Origin of the sequence: Thalassococcus sp. BH17M4-6 (genome assembly GCF_049323015.1) — a bacterium.
GTDB lineage: Bacteria > Pseudomonadota > Alphaproteobacteria > Rhodobacterales > Rhodobacteraceae > Puniceibacterium.
On sequence record NZ_JBMPGU010000004.1, the window covers coordinates 312024 to 336192 of the forward strand.

27 protein-coding genes and 1 pseudogene are annotated in these 24169 nt (G+C 65.1%); 15 read left to right on the plus strand and 13 right to left on the minus strand.

Features of this window, described 5'->3' with window-relative positions:
- Positions 1-3 precede the first annotated feature (3 nt).
- The 4 genes and pseudogenes from ACOXXX_RS08405 to ACOXXX_RS08420 all read left to right on the plus strand — a co-directional run bounded on the left by ACOXXX_RS08405 (position 4) and on the right by ACOXXX_RS08420 (position 3031).
- Complete coding sequence (locus tag ACOXXX_RS08405; RefSeq protein WP_422826113.1) at positions 4-879, plus strand: ABC transporter permease; 876 nt, start codon at positions 4-6, stop codon at positions 877-879.
- A 2-nt stretch (positions 880-881) separates the two neighbouring features.
- Positions 882-1721 carry an ABC transporter permease gene (locus tag ACOXXX_RS08410; RefSeq protein ID WP_422826114.1) on the plus strand — a complete coding sequence of 280 codons (840 nt, stop codon included), beginning with the start codon at positions 882-884 and terminating at the stop codon, positions 1719-1721.
- Complete coding sequence (locus ACOXXX_RS08415) at positions 1721-2371, plus strand: aspartate/glutamate racemase family protein (protein WP_422826115.1); 651 nt, start codon at positions 1721-1723, stop codon at positions 2369-2371. The genes ACOXXX_RS08410 and ACOXXX_RS08415 overlap by 1 nt, the downstream gene beginning before the upstream one ends.
- 92 nt (positions 2372-2463) lie before the next feature.
- A pseudogene (locus ACOXXX_RS08420) lies at positions 2464-3031 on the plus strand (tyrosine-type recombinase/integrase).
- A 140-nt stretch (positions 3032-3171) separates the two neighbouring features.
- Here the strand turns inward: ACOXXX_RS08420 and ACOXXX_RS08425 are convergent.
- From ACOXXX_RS08425 to ACOXXX_RS08435, 3 genes are all read right to left on the minus strand, one after another.
- Positions 3172-3753 carry a retropepsin-like aspartic protease family protein gene (locus tag ACOXXX_RS08425; protein WP_422826116.1) on the minus strand — a complete coding sequence of 194 codons (582 nt, stop codon included), beginning with the start codon at positions 3751-3753 and terminating at the stop codon, positions 3172-3174.
- Between the two features lie 54 nt (positions 3754-3807).
- Positions 3808-4428: a MarC family protein gene (locus ACOXXX_RS08430; protein ID WP_422826117.1), complete on the minus strand. Its 621-nt coding sequence runs from the start codon at positions 4426-4428 to the stop codon at positions 3808-3810.
- A gap of 159 nt (positions 4429-4587) precedes the next feature.
- A complete protein-coding gene (locus tag ACOXXX_RS08435; protein WP_422826118.1) occupies positions 4588-6450 on the minus strand; it encodes an ABC-F family ATP-binding cassette domain-containing protein in 1863 nt (620 codons plus the stop codon).
- Positions 6451-6646: 196 nt separating this feature from the next.
- Here ACOXXX_RS08435 and ndk point away from each other — a divergent pair, with 196 nt between their 5' ends.
- The gene (gene ndk, locus ACOXXX_RS08440; RefSeq protein ID WP_422826119.1) at positions 6647-7069 is read left to right on the plus strand and encodes a nucleoside-diphosphate kinase; all 423 of its coding nucleotides are present in this window, start codon (positions 6647-6649) and stop codon (positions 7067-7069) included.
- Positions 7070-7159: 90 nt separating this feature from the next.
- Here the strand turns inward: ndk and ACOXXX_RS08445 are convergent, their stop codons facing one another.
- The 5 genes from ACOXXX_RS08445 to ACOXXX_RS08465 form a co-directional block, all read right to left on the minus strand.
- On the minus strand, positions 7160-7534 hold the full coding sequence (locus tag ACOXXX_RS08445) for a DUF4112 domain-containing protein (protein ID WP_422826120.1): 375 nt from the start codon (positions 7532-7534) through the stop codon (positions 7160-7162).
- A complete protein-coding gene (locus ACOXXX_RS08450; RefSeq protein ID WP_422826121.1) occupies positions 7531-7704 on the minus strand; it encodes a YqaE/Pmp3 family membrane protein in 174 nt (57 codons plus the stop codon). Before ACOXXX_RS08450 ends, ACOXXX_RS08445 begins: the two co-directional genes overlap by 4 nt.
- Before the next feature lie 65 nt (positions 7705-7769).
- Positions 7770-8117 carry a TfoX/Sxy family protein gene (locus ACOXXX_RS08455; protein ID WP_422826122.1) on the minus strand — a complete coding sequence of 116 codons (348 nt, stop codon included), beginning with the start codon at positions 8115-8117 and terminating at the stop codon, positions 7770-7772.
- A gap of 43 nt (positions 8118-8160) precedes the next feature.
- A complete protein-coding gene (locus ACOXXX_RS08460; RefSeq protein ID WP_422826123.1) occupies positions 8161-9342 on the minus strand; it encodes a pyridoxal phosphate-dependent aminotransferase in 1182 nt (393 codons plus the stop codon).
- A 69-nt stretch (positions 9343-9411) separates the two neighbouring features.
- On the minus strand, positions 9412-9753 hold the full coding sequence (locus ACOXXX_RS08465) for an MmcQ/YjbR family DNA-binding protein (RefSeq protein WP_422826124.1): 342 nt from the start codon (positions 9751-9753) through the stop codon (positions 9412-9414).
- A gap of 108 nt (positions 9754-9861) precedes the next feature.
- Here ACOXXX_RS08465 and ACOXXX_RS08470 point away from each other — a divergent pair, with 108 nt between their 5' ends.
- The 5 genes from ACOXXX_RS08470 (at position 9862) to ACOXXX_RS08490 (ending at position 15146) form a co-directional block, all read left to right on the plus strand.
- Positions 9862-10245, plus strand: a complete 384-nt coding sequence (locus ACOXXX_RS08470) for a VOC family protein (RefSeq protein WP_422826125.1) — start codon at positions 9862-9864, stop codon at positions 10243-10245.
- A 187-nt stretch (positions 10246-10432) separates the two neighbouring features.
- Positions 10433-11839, plus strand: a complete 1407-nt coding sequence (cysS, locus tag ACOXXX_RS08475) for a cysteine--tRNA ligase (RefSeq protein ID WP_422826126.1) — start codon at positions 10433-10435, stop codon at positions 11837-11839.
- Between the two features lie 186 nt (positions 11840-12025).
- Complete coding sequence (gene cimA, locus ACOXXX_RS08480) at positions 12026-13648, plus strand: citramalate synthase (RefSeq protein ID WP_422826127.1); 1623 nt, start codon at positions 12026-12028, stop codon at positions 13646-13648.
- Positions 13645-14367 carry a class I SAM-dependent methyltransferase gene (locus tag ACOXXX_RS08485; RefSeq protein ID WP_422826128.1) on the plus strand — a complete coding sequence of 241 codons (723 nt, stop codon included), beginning with the start codon at positions 13645-13647 and terminating at the stop codon, positions 14365-14367. The genes cimA and ACOXXX_RS08485 overlap by 4 nt, the downstream gene beginning before the upstream one ends.
- A complete protein-coding gene (locus ACOXXX_RS08490; RefSeq protein WP_422826129.1) occupies positions 14364-15146 on the plus strand; it encodes a phytoene/squalene synthase family protein in 783 nt (260 codons plus the stop codon). Before ACOXXX_RS08485 ends, ACOXXX_RS08490 begins: the two co-directional genes overlap by 4 nt.
- Positions 15147-15461: 315 nt before the next feature.
- On the opposite strand, the gene ACOXXX_RS08495 is transcribed toward ACOXXX_RS08490, so the two are convergent.
- Entirely contained in the window at positions 15462-16673 is a 1212-nt protein-coding gene (locus ACOXXX_RS08495; protein WP_422826175.1) for an MFS transporter, read from the minus strand.
- Between the two features lie 94 nt (positions 16674-16767).
- On the opposite strand from ACOXXX_RS08495, the gene ACOXXX_RS08500 reads away from it, so the two are divergent.
- From ACOXXX_RS08500 to ACOXXX_RS08510, 3 genes are read left to right on the plus strand one after another with little or no spacing between them, the layout of a single operon-like run.
- Positions 16768-17499 carry a precorrin-6A/cobalt-precorrin-6A reductase gene (locus ACOXXX_RS08500; RefSeq protein WP_422826130.1) on the plus strand — a complete coding sequence of 244 codons (732 nt, stop codon included), beginning with the start codon at positions 16768-16770 and terminating at the stop codon, positions 17497-17499.
- Complete coding sequence (locus ACOXXX_RS08505; protein WP_422826131.1) at positions 17466-18113, plus strand: DNA-3-methyladenine glycosylase family protein; 648 nt, start codon at positions 17466-17468, stop codon at positions 18111-18113. The genes ACOXXX_RS08500 and ACOXXX_RS08505 overlap by 34 nt, the downstream gene beginning before the upstream one ends.
- Entirely contained in the window at positions 18110-18775 is a 666-nt protein-coding gene (locus ACOXXX_RS08510) for an alpha/beta hydrolase (protein WP_422826132.1), read from the plus strand. Before ACOXXX_RS08505 ends, ACOXXX_RS08510 begins: the two co-directional genes overlap by 4 nt.
- A 71-nt stretch (positions 18776-18846) precedes the next feature.
- Here ACOXXX_RS08510 and ACOXXX_RS08515 read toward each other — a convergent pair whose 3' ends face one another.
- Complete coding sequence (locus tag ACOXXX_RS08515) at positions 18847-19284, minus strand: VOC family protein (RefSeq protein WP_422826133.1); 438 nt, start codon at positions 19282-19284, stop codon at positions 18847-18849.
- A 202-nt stretch (positions 19285-19486) separates the two neighbouring features.
- On the opposite strand from ACOXXX_RS08515, the gene ACOXXX_RS08520 reads away from it, so the two are divergent.
- Positions 19487-20071: an HNH endonuclease gene (locus ACOXXX_RS08520; protein ID WP_422826134.1), complete on the plus strand. Its 585-nt coding sequence runs from the start codon at positions 19487-19489 to the stop codon at positions 20069-20071.
- Positions 20072-20090: 19 nt separating this feature from the next.
- Here ACOXXX_RS08520 and ACOXXX_RS08525 read toward each other — a convergent pair whose 3' ends face one another.
- Complete coding sequence (locus ACOXXX_RS08525; protein WP_422826135.1) at positions 20091-21119, minus strand: fatty acid desaturase; 1029 nt, start codon at positions 21117-21119, stop codon at positions 20091-20093.
- Positions 21120-21290: 171 nt separating this feature from the next.
- Here ACOXXX_RS08525 and ACOXXX_RS08530 point away from each other — a divergent pair, with 171 nt between their 5' ends.
- Positions 21291-22181, plus strand: a complete 891-nt coding sequence (locus ACOXXX_RS08530) for a DMT family transporter (RefSeq protein ID WP_422826136.1) — start codon at positions 21291-21293, stop codon at positions 22179-22181.
- An 88-nt stretch (positions 22182-22269) separates the two neighbouring features.
- Here the strand turns inward: ACOXXX_RS08530 and ACOXXX_RS08535 are convergent, their stop codons facing one another.
- The gene (locus tag ACOXXX_RS08535) at positions 22270-22785 is read right to left on the minus strand and encodes a bactofilin family protein (protein ID WP_422826137.1); all 516 of its coding nucleotides are present in this window, start codon (positions 22783-22785) and stop codon (positions 22270-22272) included.
- A complete protein-coding gene (locus ACOXXX_RS08540; RefSeq protein WP_422826138.1) occupies positions 22775-24085 on the minus strand; it encodes a DUF5930 domain-containing protein in 1311 nt (436 codons plus the stop codon). Before ACOXXX_RS08540 ends, ACOXXX_RS08535 begins: the two co-directional genes overlap by 11 nt.
- Positions 24086-24169: the final 84 nt, after the last annotated feature.

Sequence of the window (24169 nt, forward strand, 5' to 3'; positions counted from 1 at the left end):
ATCTTGAAAACAACTCCAGAGGCAGATTTGCGGAACAATTCAGTCATAGGATGGCTCCTCGCAGCCCCGTTATCGTTGGTGCTGCTGGTCTTCCTCGCCGCACCAATCGCGATGATCGTGGTTGTCAGCTTCTGGGGCGCGACGGAATGGTCAATTTACCCCGCGTTTCTGTTCGACAACTATGAATTTCTTCTGACTTCCGATGTGACCTATCGGGTCTTTTTCAACACCTTCAAATATGCCTTTATCACGTGGGTCTTTACCCTGCTGATCGGGTTTACCGTCGCCTATTATCTGGCGTTTCATATCCGCAGCCTGACCTGGCAGATCGCTTTGTTCCTGCTATGCACGATCCCCTTTCTGACCTCGAACATCATTCGGATGATCTCTTGGATTCCCTTTCTGGGGCGCAACGGGATCGCCAATTCAACGTTGATCTCAATGGGTGTTATCGATGAGCCGCTGGAATGGCTGCTGTTCAGCGATTTCAGCGTCATCCTTGCCTTTGTTCATCTCTACACGCTGTTCATGGTGGTTCCGATTTTCAACACGATGATGCGCATCGACAAATCCCTGATCGAAGCGGCGGTGGATGCAGGAGCCACGGGTTGGCAGACGCTTTGGCACGTCATCGTTCCGCTGACCAAACCCGGTATCATGATCGGCACGATCTTCGTGGTCGCGCTTGTCATGGGCGACTTTATCACCGTGCGGTTCATGTCGGGTAGCCAGTCCGCCAACATGGGACGTCTGATCCAGAACGACATCTCACTGCTGCAATATCCATCCGCTAGTGCGACCGCCGTCATCCTTCTGGTCACGGTCCTCATGCTGATCGGGACGCTTCTGCGGTTCGTCGATATCCGCAAGGAGCTTTGATCATGGAGCCGCGCCCCAAGTCTTTTTACTACCTCAGTGCCTTCTTCATCCTGTTCCTTGTGTTCCTTTACGGCCCGACAATAACCATCGGCATCCTGTCGTTCCAAGGTCCCGGGGGCGGCTTGACCTTCCCGATGCGGGGCGTGTCCCTGCACTGGTTCAGGGACCTGTTTGAACAACAAGCCGTGGGCGACATCTGGGGGTCTTTCAGGCGCTCGCTTGTTCTGGGACTCATGGTGATGGTCACGACTGTCGTTGTCTCGGTCATGGGTGGGTTGGCCTTTCGCAAACGCTTTGCCGGGTCCACCGCGTTGTTCTACCTGATCATCACATCGCTTGTGATCCCGTCGATCCTGATCTCATTGGGCGTCGGCCTTATCTGGTCGCAATCTGGCCTGCCGGTCCATTGGGCGAGCTCCGGCTTTGGCGCACAGCTGACCTGGACGCTGCCCTTTGGCCTCTTGATCATGTTCGCCGTGTTCAATCGCTTTGACCGGTCCTATGAAGAAGCCGCCCGCGATTTGGGTGCAAGCCCGTGGCAGGTCATCCGTCATGTGGTCCTTCCCATCATCGCGCCTTCGCTGATCGGCGTCGCTCTCTTCGGCTTCACGCTCAGCTACGATGAATTCGCCCGAACCCTGCTGACAGCCGGTAGCTACAACACGCTGCCGCTCGAGATCTTCGGCATGACGACCAACGTGACCACGCCAGTGTTGTTCGCCTTGGGCACACTGACGACTGTATTCTCGTTGCTTGTGATCGGCGTCTTCCTGGTTATCGTCTGGCTGATGAACCACCGCCGCGCACGGAAAGGCTCCGATGCTGGCAAAGGCATGATCTGATGGCCGTGATCATCATCAACCCCAACAGCACGCGCTCAATGACCGATGCCATGCTCGCCCAGGCACGCAGATCAGCCCCCGAGTTGGCGTTCGAGGGCTGGACCTCGCAGGATGGGCCTGCCGCTATTCAGGGCGAGGCCGATGGCGAAGCCGCGCGTGCGCCGTTGCTTGAGTTGGTCAAACGCGCGTCCTCGCAGGGGGCCGACGGTATCATCATCGGATGCTTTGACGACACCGCCCTGGAAGAGGCCGCTGCAATTGCGGATTGCCCGGTCATTGGCATCGGTCAGGCATCCTATCACTATGCAGCCCTCAGAAACTGGCGCTTCAGCGTCGTAACGTCCCTCTCCATCTCGAAGCCAATCATTCAATCAAACATAGAGCGGTATGGGTTCGGCCATTTTGTGTCAAAAGTCCGCGCCTCTGAAATTCCGGTTCTGGAATTGGAAACGAACACCCGTCTTGCCAGCAAGATGGTTGCGCAAGAAGCGTTGGTGGCTGAACAGGAAGACGGCATATCCGCAATCATCCTTGGCTGTGCCGGCATGGTCGAAGTTGTCGATGCGGTCAGAAGTAAACTCTCTGCTGCGGTTATCGATCCCGTTGAATGCGCGGCGCAATGCATGCTTTGGGTGCGCCAGATAGAGTAAGGACCGAAAGACCTTTTGAGACTTGCGATAAGGTCAAATAGGCAGCGTGGGGGTGTCGTTCTGGGAAGGTATGGCGGATCGGAGGATCAGTCATGGAACCTACACCAAACCTACCAGCCATTCGCGCACTTCGCCCAGCTTGGAACAAGGCGCGGATTGTCGGCAGAAGCGATCGCTGAAACCAAAGCACGTTCGGGCAATTCGCGACCGACTTGAACTCGCTGAAAACCATCGAGACCTAGCTGTGAACTCTCAGTAGGTTGTTCATCCGGTTCGGAGTTAGGCTGCAATCGCCAAACTCCAGCCGAGGACCCCGAAGGATGAACAACCCGCATCAAGGTGCACGTCTCACCGTTCACAGTCGAGAGCTTATCGTGTCGCGGCATGCCGCAGGCCGGTCTGCCCGACAGATTGCCGATGAATTCGGCGTGTCGATGCGCACGGATCGTCCGAGATTGGGTCACGTCGGTCGGCCTCGAGGCGAGCGCATATGCGACCCATTCCAAGCGGCGAACAAAGGTCACTCAGATCTACAAGAAAACCGGTAACCTGCGAGCCGTCCAACTCCTTCTCGGCCATACCAAGATGGACAGCACGGTCCGGTACCTTGGCGTTGAACTCGAAGATGCTCTGGCGATTGCAGCGGCTATTGAGATCTGAACACAAGAGCCGTCTCGCGAGGCGGCGCAAAACCAATGTCCGCTCCCGCGTTGTTTTATGAGTTTTCGCACCTGCAGAGCAGGGCTGCTTCCCGCCCTTTCCTCCGTGGCGTCTCATTGCGGCCAGACCTCGGCGATCTTTCAGCGTTCCAGGATCATCTTGCCGCCGGAGATTTCCAGCCGGGCGAAGCGTTGGAGGTAGGTCATGCCGAGCAGGCTTTGCTCCATCTCGCCGCTATTGACGAACGCGCGCACGTCGCGGTCGGAGAAGGGGCCGAGGGCGACCTCGTCCAGGGTCACGGCGGCGGTGTGCACGAGGCCGTTGGCCGTCATCGCTTCGGAGACATAGGCGAGGGTGTCGGTCGAGAGGCCTGCGCGCGCCGCGTCCTGCTCGGTCAGGACCATGCTGGTGGCGCCGGTGTCGACCACAAAGAAGGTGGGCGCGCCGTTGATGTCGAGCGTGGCGTAGTAATGCCCGTCGGGCGCGCGCGGCAGTTCGACCCGGCCCGCATCGGCAAAGACCGTCTGCTGCGGGCGCACGGTCTGGCGGATGTCGTCCCAAAGGCCGATGGCGGCGATGGTGCCCAGAAAGATCAGCCCCCAGGCGGCCAACTGCTGCACCTTTTTCGTGAGCGAGTCGCGGTTCTGGATGAAGACCCAGAACACCAGCACCGCGCCCAGAAGGCCTAGGTAGGCCAGGTTTCCGTATTCCATCGATGACATCTGTGCCCTCCTGCTGCCCCTTTATCTAGGGGCGCAGTGGGGCGGTGGGAAGGGTCAGCCCGCCAATCCGAAAGCGCGCAGCCCGTCGAGGACGAATTGCACCGAGAGCGCCGCCAGCAGCATGCCAAGCAGACGTGTGACCACGGTGATGCCGGTCTTGCCGAGCGCGCGTTCGATCAGCCCGGCCATCAGAAAGAACATCAGCACGATGAGCAACACCGCCACCATCACCCCCAGCACCGCGGCGATGCCGGTGGCATCGTCCGCCTGGCCCACCAGCAGAATGATCGTGGCGATGGCCCCTGGCCCGGCGATGAGCGGGATGGCGATGGGAAAGACCGAAGGATCGGGAAAATCCTCTTCGGCTTCGGCGGTGTCCTCGCGCCGCTTGGTGCGGCGTTCGAACAGCATGTCGAGGGCGGTGAGGAACAGCAGGATGCCGCCCGCAATGCGGAAGGCGGGCATGGAGATGCCGACGAAGCCCAGAAGCTGTTCGCCGAAGAAGGCGAAGAGGAAGAGCAGCACCGCGGCGATGCTGCAGGCGCGGTAGGCCACGGCGCGGCGGTGCCGGGCATCCGATCCGGTGGTGAGCGCGATGAAGATCGGGGTCAGGCCGACCGGGTCGATCACCACGAAGAGCGTTACGAAGGCGGAAATCAGAAAGGCGCTGTCCATGGCATCGCTTTATGCGCCGACGCGATTGGAGGCAAGCGTTGTGGTCCGGGAAGCCGCGCGGGCGCGCGGCTACGAGAGACGCTGTCTCTCGTGCTCTCTGAGGTTATTGGAACCGGAGAGTGGGGGGTGTGGCGCGCGAGGGGCGGCGCTGCATGGGGGTCAGACGGTTTCGGCGGCGTCGAGTTTTTCGAGCGCGGTCATCCACAGCGCCTCGGCACGTGTCAGCGCCTCCATCACCTCGGCGTACTTGCGGTTCCAGGTTTCCAGCTCGCCTTTGCGGGTGTCGTCGTAAAGCTCAGGGTTGGCGAGCTTCCTGGCCAGCTTGTCGCGCATGTCGTTGAGTTTGGTCACCCGCTCCTCGCTTTTGCGGGCCTCGGCGCGCAGGGCCAGCATCTGGTCGCGGCTGGGGCGCTTGGCCTGCCTGGGCTCGGTCTTTTCGGGTTTTGCCGCCTTGACGGGCTTGTCGGTGCTCAGCAGCATCTTGCGATAAGCTTCGAGGTCGTCGTCATAGGGCGCGACGCTGCCGCCTTTGACCAGCCACAGCCGGTCGGCGACCATGCCCAGCAGGTGCATGTCGTGGCTGACCAGGATCACCGCGCCGGAATAGGCGGTCAGCGCCTCGACCAGCGCCTCGCGGCTTTCGATGTCGAGGTGGTTGGTCGGTTCGTCGAGGATCAGCAGATGCGGCGCGTCGAGTGTGGCCAGCAGCAGCGACAGCCGCGCCTTTTGCCCGCCCGACAGGCGCCCGACCTCGGTATCGGCCTGATCGGCGCCGAGGCCGAAGCCTGCGAGCCTCGCGCGCAGCTTGCTGGGCGGCGTGTCCGGGCGCATGCGTTGCAGATGCGTGAGCGGCGATTCGTCGATATGCAGCTCGTCCACCTGGTGCTGGGCGAAATAGCCGATGCGCAGTTTGTTGGAACGGGTCATCTTGCCTGCCATCAGTGGCAGCCGGTCCGAGAGCAGTTTCGACAGGGTCGATTTGCCCTGGCCGTTCTTGCCCAAAAGCGCGATCCGGTCGTCCTGGTCGATGCGCAGGTTCAGGCGGCTCAGCACCACCGTGTCGCCATACCCTGTCTCGCCGCCTTCGATGTGGATGATCGGGGGCGACAACTCGTCGGGCTGCGGGAAAGAGAAGACGCGCTTGGCCGCCTCTTCTGGGGGCGTGATCGTGTCCATCTTTTCGATCATCTTGACCCGGGCCTGGGCCTGCTTGGCCTTGGACGCCTTGGCCTTGAAGCGGTCCACGAACTTTTGCAGGTGATCCTTGCGGGCCTGCTGTTTCTTGGCCATCGACGCCTGCACGGCGCGCTGTTCGGCGCGCTGGCGCGCGAACTGGTCATAGGGGCCGGTCCAGTAGGTCAGTTTCTTTTCGCTGAGATGCAGGATGCCGCCGACGGCGCGGTTCAGAAGCCCGCGGTCGTGGCTGATGATGATGACCGTGTGCGGATAGCGGGCGAGATACGCCTCGAGCCAGAGCGCCCCTTCGAGATCGAGATAGTTCGTCGGCTCGTCCAGCAGCAGCAGGTCGGGCTGCGAAAAGAGCACCCCCGCCAGCGCCACGCGCATGCGCCAGCCGCCCGAGAAGGCGGAACAGGGCTGCTGCTGTTCATGGTCGTCGAAGCCAAGCCCCTTGAGGATCGCGGCGGCGCGCGCCTCGGCCGACCAGGCGTCGATATCGGCCAGCCGGGTCTGGACCTCGGCGATGCGGTGGGCGTCGGTGGCGGTCTCAGCCTCGGCCATCAGGCGGGCGCGTTCGGTATCGGCGGCCAGCACCGTGTCCAGCAGCGATGTCTCGGACGCGGGCACCTCTTGCGCGACGCCGCCGATGCGGGCGCGGCTGGGCAGGGAGATACTGCCGGTGTCGAGCACAAGTTCGCCGCGGATGAGCTTGAAGAGCGTGGTCTTGCCCGCGCCGTTGGCGCCGACAAGGCCGACCTTGTGGCCATCGGGGATGGTCGCCGACGCGTCGACCAGAAGCGGGCGGCCCTCGACCGAATAGGAGATGTCCTTGATCTGCAGCATGGGCGGGGCAATGCCCCAGCCGTGAGGTGCTGTCAATGCGGCGGCCCATCGCGCCCGTTGGCCCACGCGGAGATGGCGCGATTTGCGGCGGTGACGGTTCTGCGCGCCCTTCCCAAGGCCCACGGCGCATGTTATCGGGGCGCCAATCGTAATTCCGGCCGGGCAGAGGCCCGGCTTTGACCATGGAGCAAGACATATGGCCACCGAACGCACCCTGAGCATCATCAAGCCGGATGCCACGAAGCGCAACCTGACCGGCAAGATCAATGCCAAGTTCGAAGAAGCGGGCCTGCGCATCATCGCGCAAAAGCGCATCCAGCTGACCAAGGCGCAGGCCGGTGAATTCTACAAGGTGCATGCAGAGCGTCCGTTCTACGACGAACTGTGCGAATTCATGGCATCCGAGCCGGTCGTGGTGCAGGTGCTGGAAGGTGACGGCGCGATTTCGAAGAACCGCGAAGTGATGGGCGCCACCAACCCCGCCGATGCCGCCGAAGGCACGATCCGCGCGGAATTCGCCGAGTCGGTCGGCGAAAACTCGGTCCATGGCTCTGACGCGCCGGAAACCGCGGCGGAAGAGATCGCGTATTTCTTTTCGGGTCTCGAATTGGTCGGCTGAGCCGGGGTCAGGACCTTTTCAAACGTCAGAAACGGGGGGCCTTGGCCCCCCGTTTTGCGTTCAGGGTCGGATTTGACGGGTGCGCCGTAGTCACGTCCCGGGCGAGGATGTGTCGGCGTGACGCTCTTCGATATGCTGGCGCAGGATCGCGGCGTTCTTTCGGTTGGCTTTGAAGCCGACGTCGAAAATGTCGCCGACCAGCGGGACAAGGCCAAGTAGCCAGTCGATAAAGACATTGCCGACCATTTGCGTCTTGCGGTGCAGCGGCACGCCCATGTCATGCGCGCTCCAGACGATATAGGCGGCGGGCATGAGCGCCAGCGTGTCGCCGACACCCGGGATGAGGCCCAGAATTGAGTCCCAGCCCAGGCGGATCCGGGTCAGAGGCAAGCGAAAGGCGCTGTCCATGCGATGGGCCAGCGCCTCTGCTCTTTCGACCCGCTTGAAGTCGGGATGCCTGGTCACGCGCGGGCGGGGCCGGTGCGGGCGATGATCCAGACGGCGTGTACGATGCCCGGGATATAGCCCAGAATCGTCAGCAGGATGTTGATCCAGAAATGTTTGCCGATGCCGACCTGCAGGAAGACGCCCAGAGGCGGCAGGATGACGGAAAGAATGATGCGGATAAGGTCCATGGTTCAGTCCCTTTCTGTTTACGTGCTTGCCTGACAAACCCGTGAACGGACCGGATGGTTCCCGCCTATCTGGGATCCGGACGGCTCAGCCCGATCTCGGCCAGGAACTTTTCCAGCTCGGACGAGGGGCGCCCGGGGGCGTCCCGCCGTTCGGCCTTGAGCTGGTCGAAGGCGCGGCGCAGGGCCTTTTTCTCGTCGCCGGTGCAGTCGTTCCAGGGGCGGCCCTGCAGCGCCATGTGCAGCACGTAGTAGCCGATGAAATGCGGGCGGGTGCCGGTGGCGACCATCCGGCGATAGGCCTCATGCGCGCCCAGATCGCGCAGCGCCTCGGCGCTGTCGATGCCCGCGCGGGTGCAGGCGGCTTCGACGGCAGGGCCAAGGTTGCGCAGGGACGAGACGGGGGCCTTGGTCATGGCATCACTGTGTTCGGTGGGTCCGGGCTTGGTCAACCGCGGGTCAGGCGGCGGCGCGCAGGGTTTCGGCAAAACGGCAGAGGGTGGTCAGGGAGCGGGCGAAGGTGTCGTCATCCACTGTCATCGCGACGCGAATATGCCCTTTGGCCGACGTACCGAAGCTTTCGCCGGGCATGACGGCGATCTGGTGCTGATCCAGCAGCGCGTTGGCGAAGCCTTCGCCATCCAGTCCCGTGGCGCGGATATCGAGCATCAGGTACATCGCACCCTGGCTGGAGATATGGCCGACGGTGCTTTGCCGCGACAGGATGTCGGTGGCCAGCGCGCGGCGGCGGCGGAACGGTGCGGCGATGGCCTCTTCGAGAGATGGACCGGCGTTCAGCGCGAACAGGGCGGCGTCCTGGATATAGCCAGGCACGCCGTAGGTGGTGTTGGTCGCCAGATCGATAAGGCGCTCGATCACCGGGGCGGGGGCGACGATCCAGCCGATGCGGCTGCCGGTCATGGCATGGCTTTTCGACATGGACCCGATGACCAGCGTCCGCTCGGCCATGCCGGGCAGGGCGCGGGGGCTGAGATGCGTACCCTCCCACACCTGCGTGTCGTACACCTCGTCCGAGATCAGCCAGAGGTCATGGTCCCGCGCGGTCTGGCCAATGGCGGCCATGGTGTCGGCAGGATAGACCACGCCGGTGGGGTTGTTGGGGGTGTTGATCAGCAGCGACGCGGCCCCCTTTGCCGCCGCGTCGAGCGCATCGGGCTGCGGCAGGAAGGCGTCGGCGGCGCGGGTGGTGATGGCGCGCGGCACCGCACCGGCGCCGCGGATCGAGCCGGGATAGGTGGCATAATAGGGATCGACGTAAAGCGCGGTATCACCGGGATTGCAGCAGGCCATGTGCGCGGCGAAAAGCCCGGCCTGTCCGCCCGGGGTGATCAGCACGTTGTCGCGCGTGGTGGCAACACCCGTGCGGTCGCTGACCCGGCGCGCGATGGCGTCGCGCAGGCCGGGGGTGCCCGGCACGATGGCATAGCCTGTGTGCCCGGCCATCGCGGCCTCATGCATGGCATTCAGGATCGACGCATCGGTGCGGATGTCGTGTTCGCCGATGGTGAGTTCGGTGACGGCGATGCCGTCCGCGATCATCGCCCGCGCGCGGTAGAAAACATCCCAGCCGTCCGACCCGCCGCCGTTGATCCCGGTGATGCGGTCTGAAAGCGCGGGCATGGCGAAACTCCTGTCGGCAATGGCCCTGCCTCTCTGCCAGCCGGTGCGAACGGGTGCAAGAGCAGGCGGCTAAAGCGGCGCGAGCGTGGCCTGCAGCTTTTTCGGCAGGCTGGCGCGGATCAGGCTGTAGGAGATGGCGATGCGGTCCTGCAACTCGTCCGCGTCGGCGTTGAGCGGCACATGAACCCAGGAGCGGTGGAAATAGGGTGCGCGGGTGGCGCGGCCCATGTCGATGAGCAGCTGCGCATCCTCGACCGACGGGGTCTTGACCGACACGCCGGTGCCCTGGCTGCCGATGGCGGCGAAGATCTTGCCCCCAAGTTTCCAGACATCATGGCCCGGCCCGAAGGGTTCGGACCAGTCGGCCCCGGGCAGGGCGCGGCAGAGATCGTTGACGGTGTCGCGGCTCATGCCCGAAGGGTCGGCGCGAAAACGACGACGGTCAAGGGGAATGGGCTTGATCTCAAGCGCGCTTGAGGAATTACGGTCAGTGAATCGCAACTCAAAAGGAGAGAGACGATGGTGGCACGGCTGGAACATGTGAACATATGCGTGACGGACCCGAAGGCGACGGCAGAGGTCCTAGGGCGGCTGTTCGGCTGGCGGGTCCGCTGGGAAGGCGCGGCCATGGGGGACGGCTATTCGGTGCATGTGGGGGACGACCGGGGATATGTGGCGCTCTACCGGCCCGGGCACGAGATGAACGCGGCGGAGGGGAAGTACCGGCGCTGGGCATCGCTCAATCACATCGGGGTGGTGGTCGAGGATCTGGACGCGCTGGAAGCGGCTGTGCGGGCCGAGGGGCTGAGGACCCATTCGCATGCCGATTACGAGCCCGGGCGGCGGTTCTATTTCGACGGGCCGGACGAGGTGGAATACGAGGTTGTGAGCTACGGGGCGTAGCTCCTCCTGTCCTGAGCGGACAGTCCTCGCTTGTGGGGGCGGGTGCGGAGTGCTATGCAGTTCCCATGATGACCGCTGCATCCCTCATTTGCTGCATTATCCGCTAACCCATCTGGCGGGCCGGTCTTCTATTCCCAATCATAGACAGAGTTGATAAGCCCGCCGCGACCCCGCGCGAGGACGGCCCATGCATATCTCTCTCACCAACTCCGCCACACGGAAAAAAGAGCGGTTCAATCCGATCGATCCGCAGGATGTGCGGATGTATGTCTGCGGCCCGACGGTGTATAACCGGGCGCATCTGGGCAATGCGCGACCGGTGATCGTATTCGACGTGCTTTACCGGCTGCTGCGGCATGTCTACGGGGCGGAGCATGTGACTTATGTGCGCAATTTCACCGACGTGGACGACAAGATCAACGCCCGCGCGGCGGAGAGTGGCCGCCCCATCGGCGACATCACCGCCGAGACGACGCAGTGGTTCCTGGACGACATGGGCGCGGTGGGGGCGCTGGAGCCAGATCACATGCCCCGCGCCACGCAGTACATTCCGCAGATGGTTGGGATGATCGCGGGGCTGATCGAGAGAGGCCATGCCTATGAGGCCCAGGGGCATGTGCTGTTCGCGGTCGAGAGCTACAAGGACTACGGCAAGCTGTCGGGCCGGTCGGTTGACGACATGATCGCGGGGGCGCGGGTCGAGGTTGCGCCCTACAAGCGCAACCCGATGGATTTCGTGCTGTGGAAGCCGTCGCCGGACGATCTGCCGGGGTGGGACAGCCCCTGGGGCCGGGGGCGTCCGGGCTGGCATATCGAATGCTCGGCCATGGCGCAGGAGTTGCTGGGTGAGAGCTTCGACATTCACGGCGGCGGCAACGACCTGATGTTTCCGCATCACGAGAACGAGATCGCGCAAAGCTGCTGCGCGCATCCCGAAGGCGGGTTCGCCAGGGTCTGGCTGCACAACGAGATGCTGCAGGTCGAGGGCAAGAAGATGTCCAAGTCCCTGGGCAACTTCTTTACCGTGCGCGATCTCTTGAATCAGGGCGTGCCGGGTGAAGTGATCCGCTTTGTGATGCTGAGCACGCATTACCGCAAGCCGATGGACTGGACGGAGAAGAAGGCGAGGGAGGCGGAGGCGACGCTGCGCAAGTGGCGGCGATTGGTCGATGGTGTCGAGGCCACGGACGTTCCAGACGAAATCGTGCTTGCGTTGTCGGATGATTTGAACACGGCTGGCGCGATCGCGGAAATGCATAAGCTTGCAAACAGCGGTGATAGAGCCGGGCTCCGCAGCGCCGGTTCACTGCTTGGATTGTTCGGCGATGAACTCGCTGGATGGAAATGGCAGAAGGTCGAAAAAACCGATGGTGTCATTCAGTTCGTTGGCGACGGTGACGAGACCTATGGTTCATTGGCCAGAGCCGTTGCGCAGAAATGGCACGATCTACGTATCGCGAAGAACTATGATCATGCGGATGAGCTAAAGACGCGTGCAGCAGATGCCGGATTGGTTCTGAGCGCATTGAAGGGTGCAGTTCAGGCTGAAAAGGTTGCCGGTTTTGATCCGGTCAAGCTGGAGGCCTTGAAATGACTGGACATTTGAGGGAATTGGCCCGGCGGCACGCCGGGCAGCCCCCGACCGCCCCCACGGGCGGGGGCTTCACCCCCACCTGCGGTCGGGGGCTGCCCGGCTTGTCGGCTCTGGATGCAAGGAATGGTGGGGGCCAGCCCCCACACGCCCGGAGGATATTGACCAAGAAGAAGCAGGGGGTGTGGCATGGGTAAGGAGCGTTTGTACCTTTATGACACCACGTTGCGCGACGGGCAGCAGACGCAGGGCGTGCAGTTCTCGACCGCCGAGAAGCTCAAGATCGCCAGGGCGCTGGATGCGCTGGGCGTGGATTATATCGAAGGCGGCTGGCCGGGGGCGAACCCGACGGATTCGGCCTTCTTTGACGAGGTGCCCGCGACCCGGGCGCGGATGACGGCCTTTGGCATGACCAAGCGCGCCGGGCGGTCGGCGGAGAATGACGATGTGCTGGCGGCGGTGTTGAATGCGGGTACCGGGGCGGTTTGCATCGTGGGCAAGACGCATCCTTTCCATGTCGACACGGCACTGGGCATCACGCTGGAGGAAAACCTGGACAACATCCGCGCCAGCGTCGCGCATCTGGTGGCGCAGGGGCGCGAGGCTCTGTTCGATGCGGAGCATTTCTTTGACGGCTACCGCGCCGATCCGGGTTATGTGCTGTCGTGCCTGCGCGTAGCCCTGGACGCGGGTGCGCGTTGGGTGGTGCTGTGCGACACCAACGGCGGCACGTTGCCCGCCGAGGTGCGGCGCATCGTGACCGAGGTGATCGCGGCGGACCTGCCCGGCGACCGTATTGGCATCCACACCCACAACGACACCGAAACCGCCGTCGCGGCGTCGCTGGCTGCGGTCGAGGCAGGGGCGCGGCAGATCCAGGGCACGCTCAACGGCTTGGGCGAACGCTGCGGCAATGCCAACCTCGTGTCTCTCATCCCGACGCTGATGCTCAAGGCGCCCTATGCGGACCGGTTCGATATCGGGGTGAGCATGGAGGCGCTGGAGGATCTGACGCGGCTGAGCCGGATGCTCGACGATATCCTCAACCGCGTGCCGCTCAAGCAGTTGCCCTATGTCGGCACCTCGGCCTTTGCCCACAAGGCCGGGCTGCACGCCAGTGCGATCCTCAAGGACCCCAGCACCTATGAACACATAGACCCGGCGCTGGTCGGCAACCGGCGGTTCATTCCGATGTCGAACCAAGCCGGGCAGTCGAACCTGCGCCGCCGTCTCGCCGAGGCGGGGCTGGAGGTCGCGCCGGGAGATCCGGCCCTGGGCCGGATCCTCGAGGTGGTGAAGGCGCGCGAGGCGGAGGGGTATTCCTACGACACCGCCGAGGCCAGTTTCGAACTGCTGGCGCGGGGCGAGCTTGACCTCTTGCCCGCGTTTTTCGAAGTCAAGCGCTACCGTGTGACGGTCGAGCGGCGCAAGAACAAGTACGACCGCATGGTGTCGCTGTCCGAAGCGGTGGTGGTGGTGAAGGTTGACGGCGAAAAGAAGCTGTCGGTCAGCGAGTCGATGGACGAGACCGGCAGCGACCGCGGCCCGGTCAACGCGCTTGCCAAGGCGCTGGCCAAGGACCTGGGGCGCTATCAGGACATCATCGCGGACATGCGCCTCATTGACTTCAAGGTGCGCATCACCCAGGGCGGGACCGAGGCGGTGACCCGCGTCATCATCGACAGCGAAGACGGGCAGGGGCGGCGCTGGTCCACCGTCGGCGTGTCGGCCAACATAGTGGATGCGAGTTTCGAGGCGCTGCTGGACGCGGTGCGCTGGAAACTGATCCGCGATACAGGAGAGAGCATTTGACCCTACCCGACGGATTTCTGGAGCTTTATACCGACCTGCACCGGCAGGGGCCGGGCCTGCCCGCCGATGTGGTCTGGGCGCTGAACGAAAGCGGGCTGTCGGGCCCGTTGCGGGTGCTGGACGCAGGCGCGGGATCGGGGGCGGACAGCGAAACGCTGGCGCAAGCGCTGCCCGAGGCCCGGATCGACGCGGTGGAGGGCGTGGCGCAGTTCGTGTCCGAAGCGCAGGCGCGGCTGCACACCTTCGGGCCGCGTGTGACCGCGCGCGAAGGCGACATGGCGCAGGTTGAGGGGCCCTATGACCTGATCTGGTGCGCGGGGGCGCTCTATTTTCTGGGCGTCACCGAGGGATTGCAGGGGTGGGCCGATGCGCTGGCCCCCGGCGGCTGGGTGGCGTTTTCCGAACCGGTGTACCTGAGCGATCCGCCGTCCGAGGCGGCGCGTGCCTTTTGGGAGGGGGAAGGCGCTGTCGGCGATATCGACAGCATTCGCGCGCGGGTCGCGGCGGCAGGGTACGCTGTGCGGGCCGAACGGCTGATCACCGGAGAGGCCTGGGCCGCCTATTATGATCCGCTGGCGGCGCGGATCGCGGAGTTGAAGGCCGCAGGGCGCGCCGAGGCGCTGGCCGAGGTCATCGAGGCGTCGGAGGCCGAGATCGCCCGCTGGAAGGCCGCCCCGGATGAGATCGCCTATGTGCTGATGCTGGTGCAGCCCGAGTGACCACGGCGCCGGACTTCGATGCCGATGTTACCGCCTGCGCGCAGATCGTGGAGCGGGGGGATCCCGACCGCTTTGCCAGCGTCATGGCGGGACCGGTGTGGGCGCGGGCGCGGCTATTCCCGATCTATGCCTTCAACATCGAGGTGGCGCGCGCGCCCTGGGTCACGCAAGAGCCGATGATCGCCGAAATGCGCCTGCAATGGTGGCGCGACGCGTTGGAAGAAATCCGCACAGGCGGACCGGTGCGACGGCACGAGGTGGTCACGCCGCTGGCCCGGGTGCTGGATGCCGATGGCGCGACGTTGCTGGACCGGTTGGTGCAGGCGCGGCGCTGGGATGTCTACCGCGACGCGTTCGAGGATGAGGCGCATTTTGCCGTCTATCTGGAACAGACGGCGGGGCATCTGATGCTGGCGGCGGCGCGGGCCTTGACGTCGGTCGAGGCGCAGCCGCTGCTGGATCTGGGCTATGCCCAGGGTCTGGCTACGTTTCTGCAGGCGGTGCCGGAGCTTGAGGCCAAGGGGCGGGTGCCGATGGTCGACGGGCGGCCCGAAGCGGTCGCGGTGCTGGCGCAGGATGCGCTGATGCGGCTCGACCGGGGGCAGCAGGTCGGTGTGCCCAAGGCGGCGCGGCCCGCGGTGCTGGCGGCCTGGGCGGCACGGCCTCTCCTGCGGCAGGTCGTGCGCGATCCCGCCTGCGTCAAGGACGGGCGGCTGGGTCTGTCGGAGGTTGGCAAGAGGCTGCGGCTTTTGCGGGTGACGGCGCTGGGGCGGGTCTGACGCCCAGGCACGGTCGAGGCGATACAGCGTGATGCGATTGGCTTGAACCGGCCTGTAGCGGACCTTGGGCAACCGGGTGAGGCGCCGCGCCATTGCAGTCGCGCGCGGATGCGATCAGGTGTTTCAGCTCTGCGCTTTATGCCAGCCAAATTCGCACACCACGTCCACGATACACCAAGCTCAGCCAAATCGCAGCCGCGTGGGCGCGCGACTGCGATGGCGCGGCGGCCTTCGGCCTCGATTCCGCGCCGGGTACTTGGCTCGAACGTCCGCCTCAGCACGGTCGCGCGCGATCCAGACTGTCTGTATCTCGCTCTATTCTGCGGGGCGCGGATCGGGGCGCATCACCAGCCAGATCAGCGCCGCCCCCGCCAGCACCAGGAAGGGCACCATCGCGAGGTTCACCGCCGTCCAGCCTTGCTGTGCCGTGCCGCCCGAACAGTTCATCAGCCCGCCCGACGACAGCGAGGCCAGCGTCACGCCGCCAAAGACCAGCAGGTCGTTCATGCCCTGCATGCGGCCCCGTTCGTGTGGGGCATGCGCTTCGGCCAGCATGGTGGTGGCGCCGATGAAGCCGAAGTTCCAGCCCAGCCCGAGCAGGATCAGCGCGACGAAGAAATGCCCAAGCTCCACCCCCGACAGCGCCACCGCCCCGGCCCCGGCAAGGATCAGCAGCCCGGCGGCCACGACCCGTTCGGTGCCGAACCGCGCGATCAGGTGGCCGGTGAAGAAGGACGGCGCGAACATCGCCAGCACGTGGCCGGTGACCACGTCCGCCGCGTTGCTCTTGTCAAAGCCGCAGCCGACGACCGCCAGCGGGGTCGAGGTCATCACCAGGTTCATCAGCGCGTAGCTGACCATCGCGCAGATCACCGCAACGGCGATCCGCGGGGTGGTGATGAGTTCCCACCGCGACCGGCCGCGCGGGGCGTCCTCGGCTGGGACCGGCGGTTTGGGGATGTCGAGAAACAGGAAGACCAGCGCGCCCACGAGGTTGACCGCGATCACCGCGAAATAGGTGCCAAGGAAGGGGATCACATAGGCATCCGCCGTGACCTTCACCAGTTGCGGACCGATGATGGCCGAGGCGAGACCGCCCGCCATGACATAGGAAATCGCCTTGGGCCGGAAGCTTGCAGAAGCGGTGTCGGCGGCGGCGAAGCGGTAAAATCCCTGCGCCGACATGTAGATACCGGTCAGGAACGACCCGGCCAGGAAAACCGGGAAGGACGCGAGGTAAAGCCCGTATGCCCCGACAGCGCCCCCGAGCGCGCCCCCCACCGCCCCCACGAAAAACCCCGCGCGGCGGCCAAAGCGCTGCATGAACCATGAAATCGGCGTCGCGGTCAGCATCGAGCCCAGCACGATCAGCGAAATCGGTAGCGTCGCAAGGCAAACGTTCGAGGCCAGCGACTGCCCTGCCAGCCCGCCGATGATAAAGATCATCGGCATCTGCGCGCCCAGAAACGCCTGCGCCGTCACCAGCACAAGGACGTTTCGTTTCGCGGAAGGGTGGCCGTATTCCATGGGCTTGGCGTAGTCCGCCGCGCGAAGGGCCGCAAGCGCGATGTTGTCGCGGATTGGCATGGCGGGGCGGGACCACGTCGATTATCAACACGCCATGATGGATGACCGCGCCTTTCCCCTGCTGATCGTCGGCGGCTCTGCCGAGGCGCGGGCGCTGGCGCGGGCTTTGCCCGGGGCGCGGCTGCACCTGCCGGTGGCGGAGCGCGTGCCCGAGGCCGGACCGCCGCCCGACAGCATGGGGCGGGTCACGCCGGACTGGTTGGCGGCGCAGGGACTGCGGGCGGTGATCGAGGCGGCGCATCCCTGCGATGCCGGGACCGCCCATGACGTCGCCGCCGCCTGCCGCGCCTGCAGAGTGCCGCATCTTCAGTTGGTGCGCCCGGCGTGGCGCGCGGGCCGGGGCGACCGCTGGGTCGATGTGTGGGCCGCGCGGGATCTGGCGCGCGTGGTCCCGCCCGAAGCGCGGGTCTTTGCCACGCTGGGGCGCGGCGGGATGGCGGATATTCGGGCCTTGCGCGGGCCGGTCTTTGCCCGGCTTCTGGGGGCACCCGACGGGGCCTTTCCGCTGCGGCGCGGCCGCTTCGTGCCGGGGCAGGGGCCGTTCAGCGTTGCGGACGAGATGCGGCTTTTGCGCAGGCTTCGGATTGACTGGCTGGTGCTGCGCAATGCAGGGGGCCCGGGCGGCTGGCCGAAACTGGCGGCGGCGCGGGCGCTGGGGTTGCGGGTGGCGATGCTGCGCCGCCCCGTGCGACCCGGTGGGGCAAGGGTGAGGGATGTGAAAGGGGCGCTGGCATGGCTGAGGCGGATACAGATATCGGGCGGGTGATCCAGGGCGATGCCTGCGTCGCCGAAGGCGCGGCGTGGCTCGCGCGGCACGACCCGCGCTTTGCCCATGCGCTCGAGGTAACAGGCCCTTTGCCGCTGCGCCTGCGCCCCGACGGCTTTGCGCAGTTGCTGAGCGCGATCTGCAGCCAGCAGGTCAGCGTCGCCAGCGCCCGCGCGATCTGGGCCAAGCTCGAGGCGGCGGGCATGGTCACGCCCGAGGCGATCCTCGCGGTGGATGAGGCGCATCTGCGGGGCCTCGGCCTCAGCCGTCAGAAGGCGCGCTATGCGATGGCGCTGGCGGGGGCCGGCATCGACTATGACGCGTTGCGGCAAACGCCCACCGACGCGGTGGTCAAGGAGCTGACGGCGGTGACCGGCATCGGCGTCTGGACGGCGGAAATATATGCGATGTTCAGCCTGGGTCGGGCCGATGTCTTCGCCCCCGGCGATCTGGCCTTGCAGGAAGGTGCGCGGTTGTTGTTCGATCTTCCCGAGCGGCCCCGGGACCGGGCGTTGCGGCAGATGGCGCAGGACTGGCGCCCGTGGAGATCGGTTGCGGCGCGCACGCTCTGGGCCTACTACCACGTGAGAAAACAGAGAGAGGGCATCGCATGACACGGGTTTTGCAGGCGGAAAAGCGGGCGCCGGTATCGGGAGAGACGCGGTCCTGCGTGGTGTTCCTGCACGGCTATGGTGCCAATGGCGCGGACCTCTTGGGCCTTGCCGATCCGCTGGGCGAACATCTGCCCGATACGCTCTTCGTGGCCCCTGATGCGCCCGAGGCGTGTGCCGGGGCGCCCTTCGGATTTCAGTGGTTTCCAATCCCCTGGATCGACGGGTCGAGCGAGGAAGAGGCCGAAGCGGGTCTGGTGCAGGCGGCGCAGGATCTGGATGCCTTCCTCGATGCGCTGATGGTCGACGAGGATCTGCTGCCCGAACAGGTCGTGCTGTTCGGCTTCAGCCAGGGCACGATGATGAGCCTGCACGTCGCGCCGCGGCGCGAGGATCCGGTGGCGGGCATCGTCGCCTTTTCCGGGCGGCTGTTGCAGCCCGAACTGCTGGCCGACGCGGCGCTGAGCCGACCGCCGGTGCTTCTGGTGCACGGCGATCAGGACGATGTGGTGCCGCCGCAGTCGCTGCCTGCTGCCGCCGAGGCCCTGCAAGAGGCGGGCTGGACGGATGTCTTCGCACATATCATGAAGGGCACGGCGCATGGCATCGCGCCCGACGGGCTGTCGGTGGCGCTGGCCTTCATGCGGGACAAGTGCAACCTTTGAACAGGCGTCGCGCTGACTAACGATCAACGAGACCCGCGCGGCGGGACCGGATCACGCAGACCGCTGCGGTTCTAGCTTTCGTCCCAGAGCCAAGGCTCGGCGAATTCCAGCGAATTGCCGCAGGGATCGCGGAAATAGAGCGACCGGGCGCCGTTGGGCCAGGTGAAATCCGCCTCGATCTCCACCCCGGCGGCACGCAGGCGCGTCTCCCACGCGGTGATCCCCTCGGCCGGCATGGCAAGGCAGGCATGGCCTGGCCCGCGGGCGCCGTGCGGCGGCACCGGCATCGCCGGGTTGGTCGGCGGCTTCTCGGTTTCATCCGCGTTGAAGACGAGCAGCGTGCCGGTTCCGGCGCGGAAAAAGACATGCCGGTTCCCGACCCGCTGGATGCGCGGCAGACCCAATATCCCGGCATAGAACGCCTCGGCCCGGTCGAGGTCGTCACAATATAGCGCGGCTTCCAGCAGCGCGGGCGGCAAAGGGGCGGGCGGCAGGTCGGATTGCGACATGGCCGCACCCTAGCATGCGCCCGCGATATCGTCAGCCATGCCTGTCAAAAAGGCGTTACAACCGTGCCGTATCCGTAAGGACGACACCGCATATTGCGGGGCTTGCCAGATGCCTTCCGCGATATATAGTGATCGCAACTGGGGCGGGGTGTCCCGCTCTGGTGCCGGACGACGGGCAGACAGGGCAGGAGACGAGTCGCAGATGGATGCTGAGTTCAGAACCGCATTTGTGAGAGAGCCGGGGGCGCTGCGACATTATCCGGCGCTGGTGCTCAATGCGGACTACCGTCCGCTGTCCTACTACCCGCTCAGCCTCTGGCCCTGGCAGGATGCGGTCAAGGCGGCGTTTCTCGACAGGGTGGACATCGTCTCGGAATACGAAGAGGTGGTCCGAAGCCCCTCGATGACCCTGCGAATACCGAGCGTTGTGGTGCTCAAGGATTTCGTAAAACCTCAAAAGCGCGTGGCCTTCACGCGCTTTAATCTTTTTCTGAGGGATGAATTCCGCTGCCAGTACTGCGGCACACGCAGCGAACTGACCTTCGATCACGTGGTGCCGCGCGCCAGCGGGGGCATCACGTCGTGGGAAAACGTCGTTGCGGCCTGCGCGCCCTGCAACCTGCGCAAGGGGTCGAAAAGCCTGCGGCAGGTGGGGCTGAGCCTGCGCAAGCCGCCGCGCCAGCCGAACGCCCAAGAGCTTTTGAACATGGGGCGGAAGTTTCCGCCCAACCACCTGCACGAAAGCTGGATGGATTTCCTCTACTGGGACGCCGAGCTTCAGGCCTGACCGGGGCCGGGGCGCAAGATCACGCCAGCGCCCCGCGTCTGGCGGTGGCAAAGGTCACCAGCTTGCGATGCTCTTCGCACCACAGGTGCAGGCGGGCGCATTTCAGGCTGTCGCGCAGGGTCATGCGGCTGCAGTCGACCAGTTCGGAATGGTCGCGCAGCACCTGCGGCAGGCGGTAGAACGGGATGCGGCTGTAAAGGTGATGCACGTGGTGGATGCCGATATTGGCGGTGATCCAGCGCAGCACCAGCGGCAGGTCGTAATGCGAGCTGCCGTGCAGCGCCGCCTCGTGCACCTGCCAGTCCTCGGCCCCGTCCCAATGCGTATCCTCGAACTGATGCTGCACGTAGAACAGCCAAACGCCGATCGACGCCGCGGTCAGGGTCGAGGGCAGGAAGATGAGCACCAGCGGCTGCCAGCCGCCGAAATAGGCAAGCGCGCCCAGCACCAGCGCGATGGCCAGGTTGGTGCCCATGGCGCTGATCCAGTAGCGCCGCCCTTGGTTCATCAACCCGAACGGCAGGCGATTGCGCAGCATGAAAAGGTAGACCGGCCCGATGCCGAACATCACCAGCGGATTGCGATAGATGCGATATTGCAGCCGCCCCAGCGGCCCCTTTTCGCGGTACTCTGCCACGGTCAGCGTGGTCACATCCCCCAGACCCCGTTGCGACAGGTCGCCCGAGGTCGCGTGATGGATCGAATGCGCCCGCCGCCAGACGTCGTAAGGCGTCACCGTCACCACGCCCAGGATGCGCCCGATCCAGTCGCGCGCGCGGCGGCTGGCCAGGAACGACCCGTGCCCGCAGTCGTGCTGGATGCCGAAAAGCCGCACCAGAAAGCCGCCGTTGAGCATCGCCACCAGCACGGCCGCCACATAGCTGTGATCGAGGAGCCACCACGACAGCGCCCAAAGGCCCAGGAACGGCACCACGGTCACGGCCAGTTCGAACAGGCTGCGCGCTGTATTGGGCTCTCGGTATTTGGCCAGTACCTTGACCCACTCTCGCGCGGCCCCCTGGGGGCCGCCGTCTTTTGTCGCTGCCATCGCCTGCTTCGTTTGTTTTTAGGGAAAGTGCCGCACCCTAGCGAAGTTTTGCCGAAGTAAGAAGGGCAACTTGGGGCTTTGGGCCAGCTTTTTTGACGGGCCTTTTTCACGGGCGACCCCCGGGATGACAACCGTCTTGGCCGGGCGCGCGGTCGGGGGTATAGCCGCCGCATGACCGACGCGCGCCTTTCGCTCTTTGCCAGTCTCGTCACCGCTGCCGCAGGTGTGCTCTGGGGTTTTTACTGGCTGCCGGTGCGCAGGCTGGAGGAAGCCGGGCTTGCCGGTGCCTGGGGCACGCTCGCCATCGTGTTTCTGGCAGTGCTGATGCTGGCGCCCGTGGCGCTGGTGCGGCGGGCGCATCTGCGCGCCGCCGACCCCGGAGCGCTTGCGGCGGTGGCGTTGGGGGGCGGGGCCTTCGTGCTTTATTCCGTCGGGCTGGTCTATGGGCGGGTGGCCATCGTGGTGCTGCTGTTCTTTCTCACCCCGGTCTGGAGCGTGCTTCTGGCGCGCTTCGTGTTGGGCTGGCAGACGCCGCGGCTGCGCATGGTGGCGATCTGTCTGGGCCTGGCCGGGCTGGCGGTGATGCTGAGCGCGGGCGGCACTATGCCCTGGCCGCGCGGCATCGGCGAATGGTGCGGGCTGGTGTCCGGTCTGCTCTGGTCGCTGGCGACGACGGGCATCCGCATGCGGCCCGCCATGGCGCCGCCCGATGCGGCCTTCGTCTTTGCCTGCGGGGCCTGTGTCATGGCCGGGATCGCGGCGCCGCTTTTCGCCCCCTGGCCGCAGGACATGGCACCCCAAGGGCTGGCCGTGGCGCTGGGTTGGGCGCTGGCGGCGGCGGCGTTCTGGTGGGTACTGTCTATGGCGGGACTGATGTGGGCCACCGCGCGGCTGGACCCGGCCAGGGTCGGGATCCTGCTGATGTCCGAGGTGCTGGTCGGCGCGGCATCCGCCGCTTGGCTGGCCGGAGAGACGCTCAACGGGATCGAGATCGCGGGGGGCGCACTGGTGCTTTGCGCCGGGCTGCTCGAGGTTTGGCCGGTGCGCAGGCCGCGGGGGTAGGGAATGGCCCGTCCGACCCCGTATCGGACCAACGAAAAAGGCCGCCCCCCGGGGGGACGGCCTAATCAAACTTCGGACGCAGGGGCGATCAGCCGTTCTGCTGTGCCTTGGCCGGCTGCTGGCCACCGCCCTGCGGTGCGGGGGCTGCGGCCTTGCCCTTTTGCGACAGGGGATCGTCCTGACGCTGCACGGAGCCTTCGAAATGCGCGCCGCTTTCGATCGCGATGGTTTTGTGGATGATGTCGCCCTCGACCCGCGCGGTGGCAGTCAGGCGTACCTTGAGCCCGCGCACGCGGCCGACGATCCGGCCGTTGATCACCACGTCATCGGCGGTCACTTCGCCCTTGATGGTGGCGGATTCCCCGATGGTCAGCAGATGCGCGCGGATGTCACCCTCGACCGTTCCTTCGACCTGGATGTCGCCGGTGGTCTTGAGGTTGCCGGTGATGTGCAGATCGTTGGACAGCACAGATGCGGGCGGCTTGGCCTTGGGGGCAGAGGGTTTGAAATCCTGCGGGGCCGGGCGCGGCATCTCGGGCGAGGCGGGCTTGGCCGCCTCGTCAGCCTTCGGCCCGGGCTCGTTGATCTTGCTCTTAGAAAACATCGTTTGCAGCCTTGATATAGATCATGGGGTTTACGGCCTCACCACCCACGCGCACTTCGTAGTGCAGATGCGTGCCGGTCGACCGTCCTGTATTCCCCATATCACCGATGCGATCCCCGCGCGAGACCCTTTGGCCGACCTTCACGCGGATTTTCGACATGTGCGCGTAGCGCGTTTCGATGCCGAACTCGTGCTGGATCTTGACCAGACGGCCATAGCCCGACTGCCAGCCCGCGTGCACCACGACGCCATCGGCGGTGGAATAGATCGGGGTACCGTGCGGGGCGGCAAAGTCGGTGCCTGCGTGCAGTCGGCCCCAGCGATAACCGAACCCGCTGGTAAAGCGGAACGCGTCCTTGAGCGGCGAGGCGAAAGGCGCCTTCTGTGCCGCGATGCGGTACAGGTTCAGCCGGTCCATTTCGCCCAGGATGCGGTTGGCGCGCAGCGTGTCGGGCGACGGATCTTCGCCGCGGGTCGAGAAGGACAGCGGGGTCAGCGGACCGCCCTGGCCGGAATAGCCGCGGCGGACCTGGTTCAGGATCCGGTCGGGGTTCATGCCTGCGGCTTCGAACATCTTGTCCAGCGGCTTGACCGACACGGTCATCGCCTCTTCGAGCTGGCGGAAGATGGCGTCGTTCTTTTCCTCCATCAGGCGGATTTCGGTGGCCATCTCGTCCGCGCGGATCAGCGCGTCCTGCGCGTCGGCCACGACCCGATCACGCTCTGCCGCGGTCTGGGCCAGCGCCTTGTTGAGGAATTCGACCGTCGCATCGTCGCCGCCGCCCGAGGCGATGGCGGTGCCGTCGCCGTTGATCTGCGCCTGCAGGCTGGCGAGCTTGGCGCTGACCTCTTCGCGGCGCTTCATGGTGTCGCGCAGCGTGGCCTGGATCACTTCGATCCCGGTTTCGATCTCGCGGCGGCGGGTTTCGGAGTCGAGCAGTTGCGACTGCATGACCGACACCTGCTGCAGCGCGGTGTTGAACCGGTCCTGCGCGGCCTGCGCTTCGGCGGCGCGGGCGTCACGTTCCTGGCTCAGGTCGTTGAGCCGCTGCTGATAGGTTTGCTGATCGCGTTTGGCCTGTTCGCGGAAGTTGCCCGCGCCGATGCTGTCCATGAGCAGGATCGCGGTGGCCACGATCGTCCAGGAGACGACCAGCGCGCCGCCCGCAAAGGCCAGAAGCTGTGTTTCGGATTTAAGTCGGATGAAGCGGGTATCGTTGTCAGACCTGAGGAACAGTCGACGCTCGGGAAAATACCGTTCCATCAGCGCATGTGTCTTGATCGCGAAACGCGTTCTCAATGTTCCTGTCCCTCATTCCCGTCCCAATTACGACGCTCGGTTTCCCCCTCCGTGGCGCCTTGGGTACGGGGCTTACCCATCCAT

Coding starts and splice junctions, on each gene's coding strand:
- ACOXXX_RS08410 (WP_422826114.1), top strand. CDS start 882: ATGGAGCCGCGCCCCAAGTCTTTTTACTACCTCAGTGCCTTCTTCATC.
- ACOXXX_RS08415 (WP_422826115.1), top strand. CDS start 1,721: ATGGCCGTGATCATCATCAACCCCAACAGCACGCGCTCAATGACCGAT.
- ACOXXX_RS08425 (WP_422826116.1), bottom strand. CDS start 3,753: ATGTCATCGATGGAATACGGAAACCTGGCCTACCTAGGCCTTCTGGGC.
- ACOXXX_RS08430 (WP_422826117.1), bottom strand. CDS start 4,428: ATGGACAGCGCCTTTCTGATTTCCGCCTTCGTAACGCTCTTCGTGGTG.
- ACOXXX_RS08435 (WP_422826118.1), bottom strand. CDS start 6,450: ATGCTGCAGATCAAGGACATCTCCTATTCGGTCGAGGGCCGCCCGCTT.
- ndk (WP_422826119.1), top strand. CDS start 6,647: ATGGCCACCGAACGCACCCTGAGCATCATCAAGCCGGATGCCACGAAG.
- ACOXXX_RS08450 (WP_422826121.1), bottom strand. CDS start 7,704: ATGGACCTTATCCGCATCATTCTTTCCGTCATCCTGCCGCCTCTGGGC.
- ACOXXX_RS08455 (WP_422826122.1), bottom strand. CDS start 8,117: ATGACCAAGGCCCCCGTCTCGTCCCTGCGCAACCTTGGCCCTGCCGTC.
- ACOXXX_RS08460 (WP_422826123.1), bottom strand. CDS start 9,342: ATGCCCGCGCTTTCAGACCGCATCACCGGGATCAACGGCGGCGGGTCG.
- ACOXXX_RS08465 (WP_422826124.1), bottom strand. CDS start 9,753: ATGAGCCGCGACACCGTCAACGATCTCTGCCGCGCCCTGCCCGGGGCC.
- ACOXXX_RS08470 (WP_422826125.1), top strand. CDS start 9,862: ATGGTGGCACGGCTGGAACATGTGAACATATGCGTGACGGACCCGAAG.
- cysS (WP_422826126.1), top strand. CDS start 10,433: ATGCATATCTCTCTCACCAACTCCGCCACACGGAAAAAAGAGCGGTTC.
- cimA (WP_422826127.1), top strand. CDS start 12,026: ATGGGTAAGGAGCGTTTGTACCTTTATGACACCACGTTGCGCGACGGG.
- ACOXXX_RS08495 (WP_422826175.1), bottom strand. CDS start 16,673: ATGGAATACGGCCACCCTTCCGCGAAACGAAACGTCCTTGTGCTGGTG.
- ACOXXX_RS08500 (WP_422826130.1), top strand. CDS start 16,768: ATGATGGATGACCGCGCCTTTCCCCTGCTGATCGTCGGCGGCTCTGCC.
- ACOXXX_RS08505 (WP_422826131.1), top strand. CDS start 17,466: ATGGCTGAGGCGGATACAGATATCGGGCGGGTGATCCAGGGCGATGCC.
- ACOXXX_RS08510 (WP_422826132.1), top strand. CDS start 18,110: ATGACACGGGTTTTGCAGGCGGAAAAGCGGGCGCCGGTATCGGGAGAG.
- ACOXXX_RS08515 (WP_422826133.1), bottom strand. CDS start 19,284: ATGTCGCAATCCGACCTGCCGCCCGCCCCTTTGCCGCCCGCGCTGCTG.
- ACOXXX_RS08520 (WP_422826134.1), top strand. CDS start 19,487: ATGGATGCTGAGTTCAGAACCGCATTTGTGAGAGAGCCGGGGGCGCTG.
- ACOXXX_RS08525 (WP_422826135.1), bottom strand. CDS start 21,119: ATGGCAGCGACAAAAGACGGCGGCCCCCAGGGGGCCGCGCGAGAGTGG.
- ACOXXX_RS08530 (WP_422826136.1), top strand. CDS start 21,291: ATGACCGACGCGCGCCTTTCGCTCTTTGCCAGTCTCGTCACCGCTGCC.
- ACOXXX_RS08535 (WP_422826137.1), bottom strand. CDS start 22,785: ATGTTTTCTAAGAGCAAGATCAACGAGCCCGGGCCGAAGGCTGACGAG.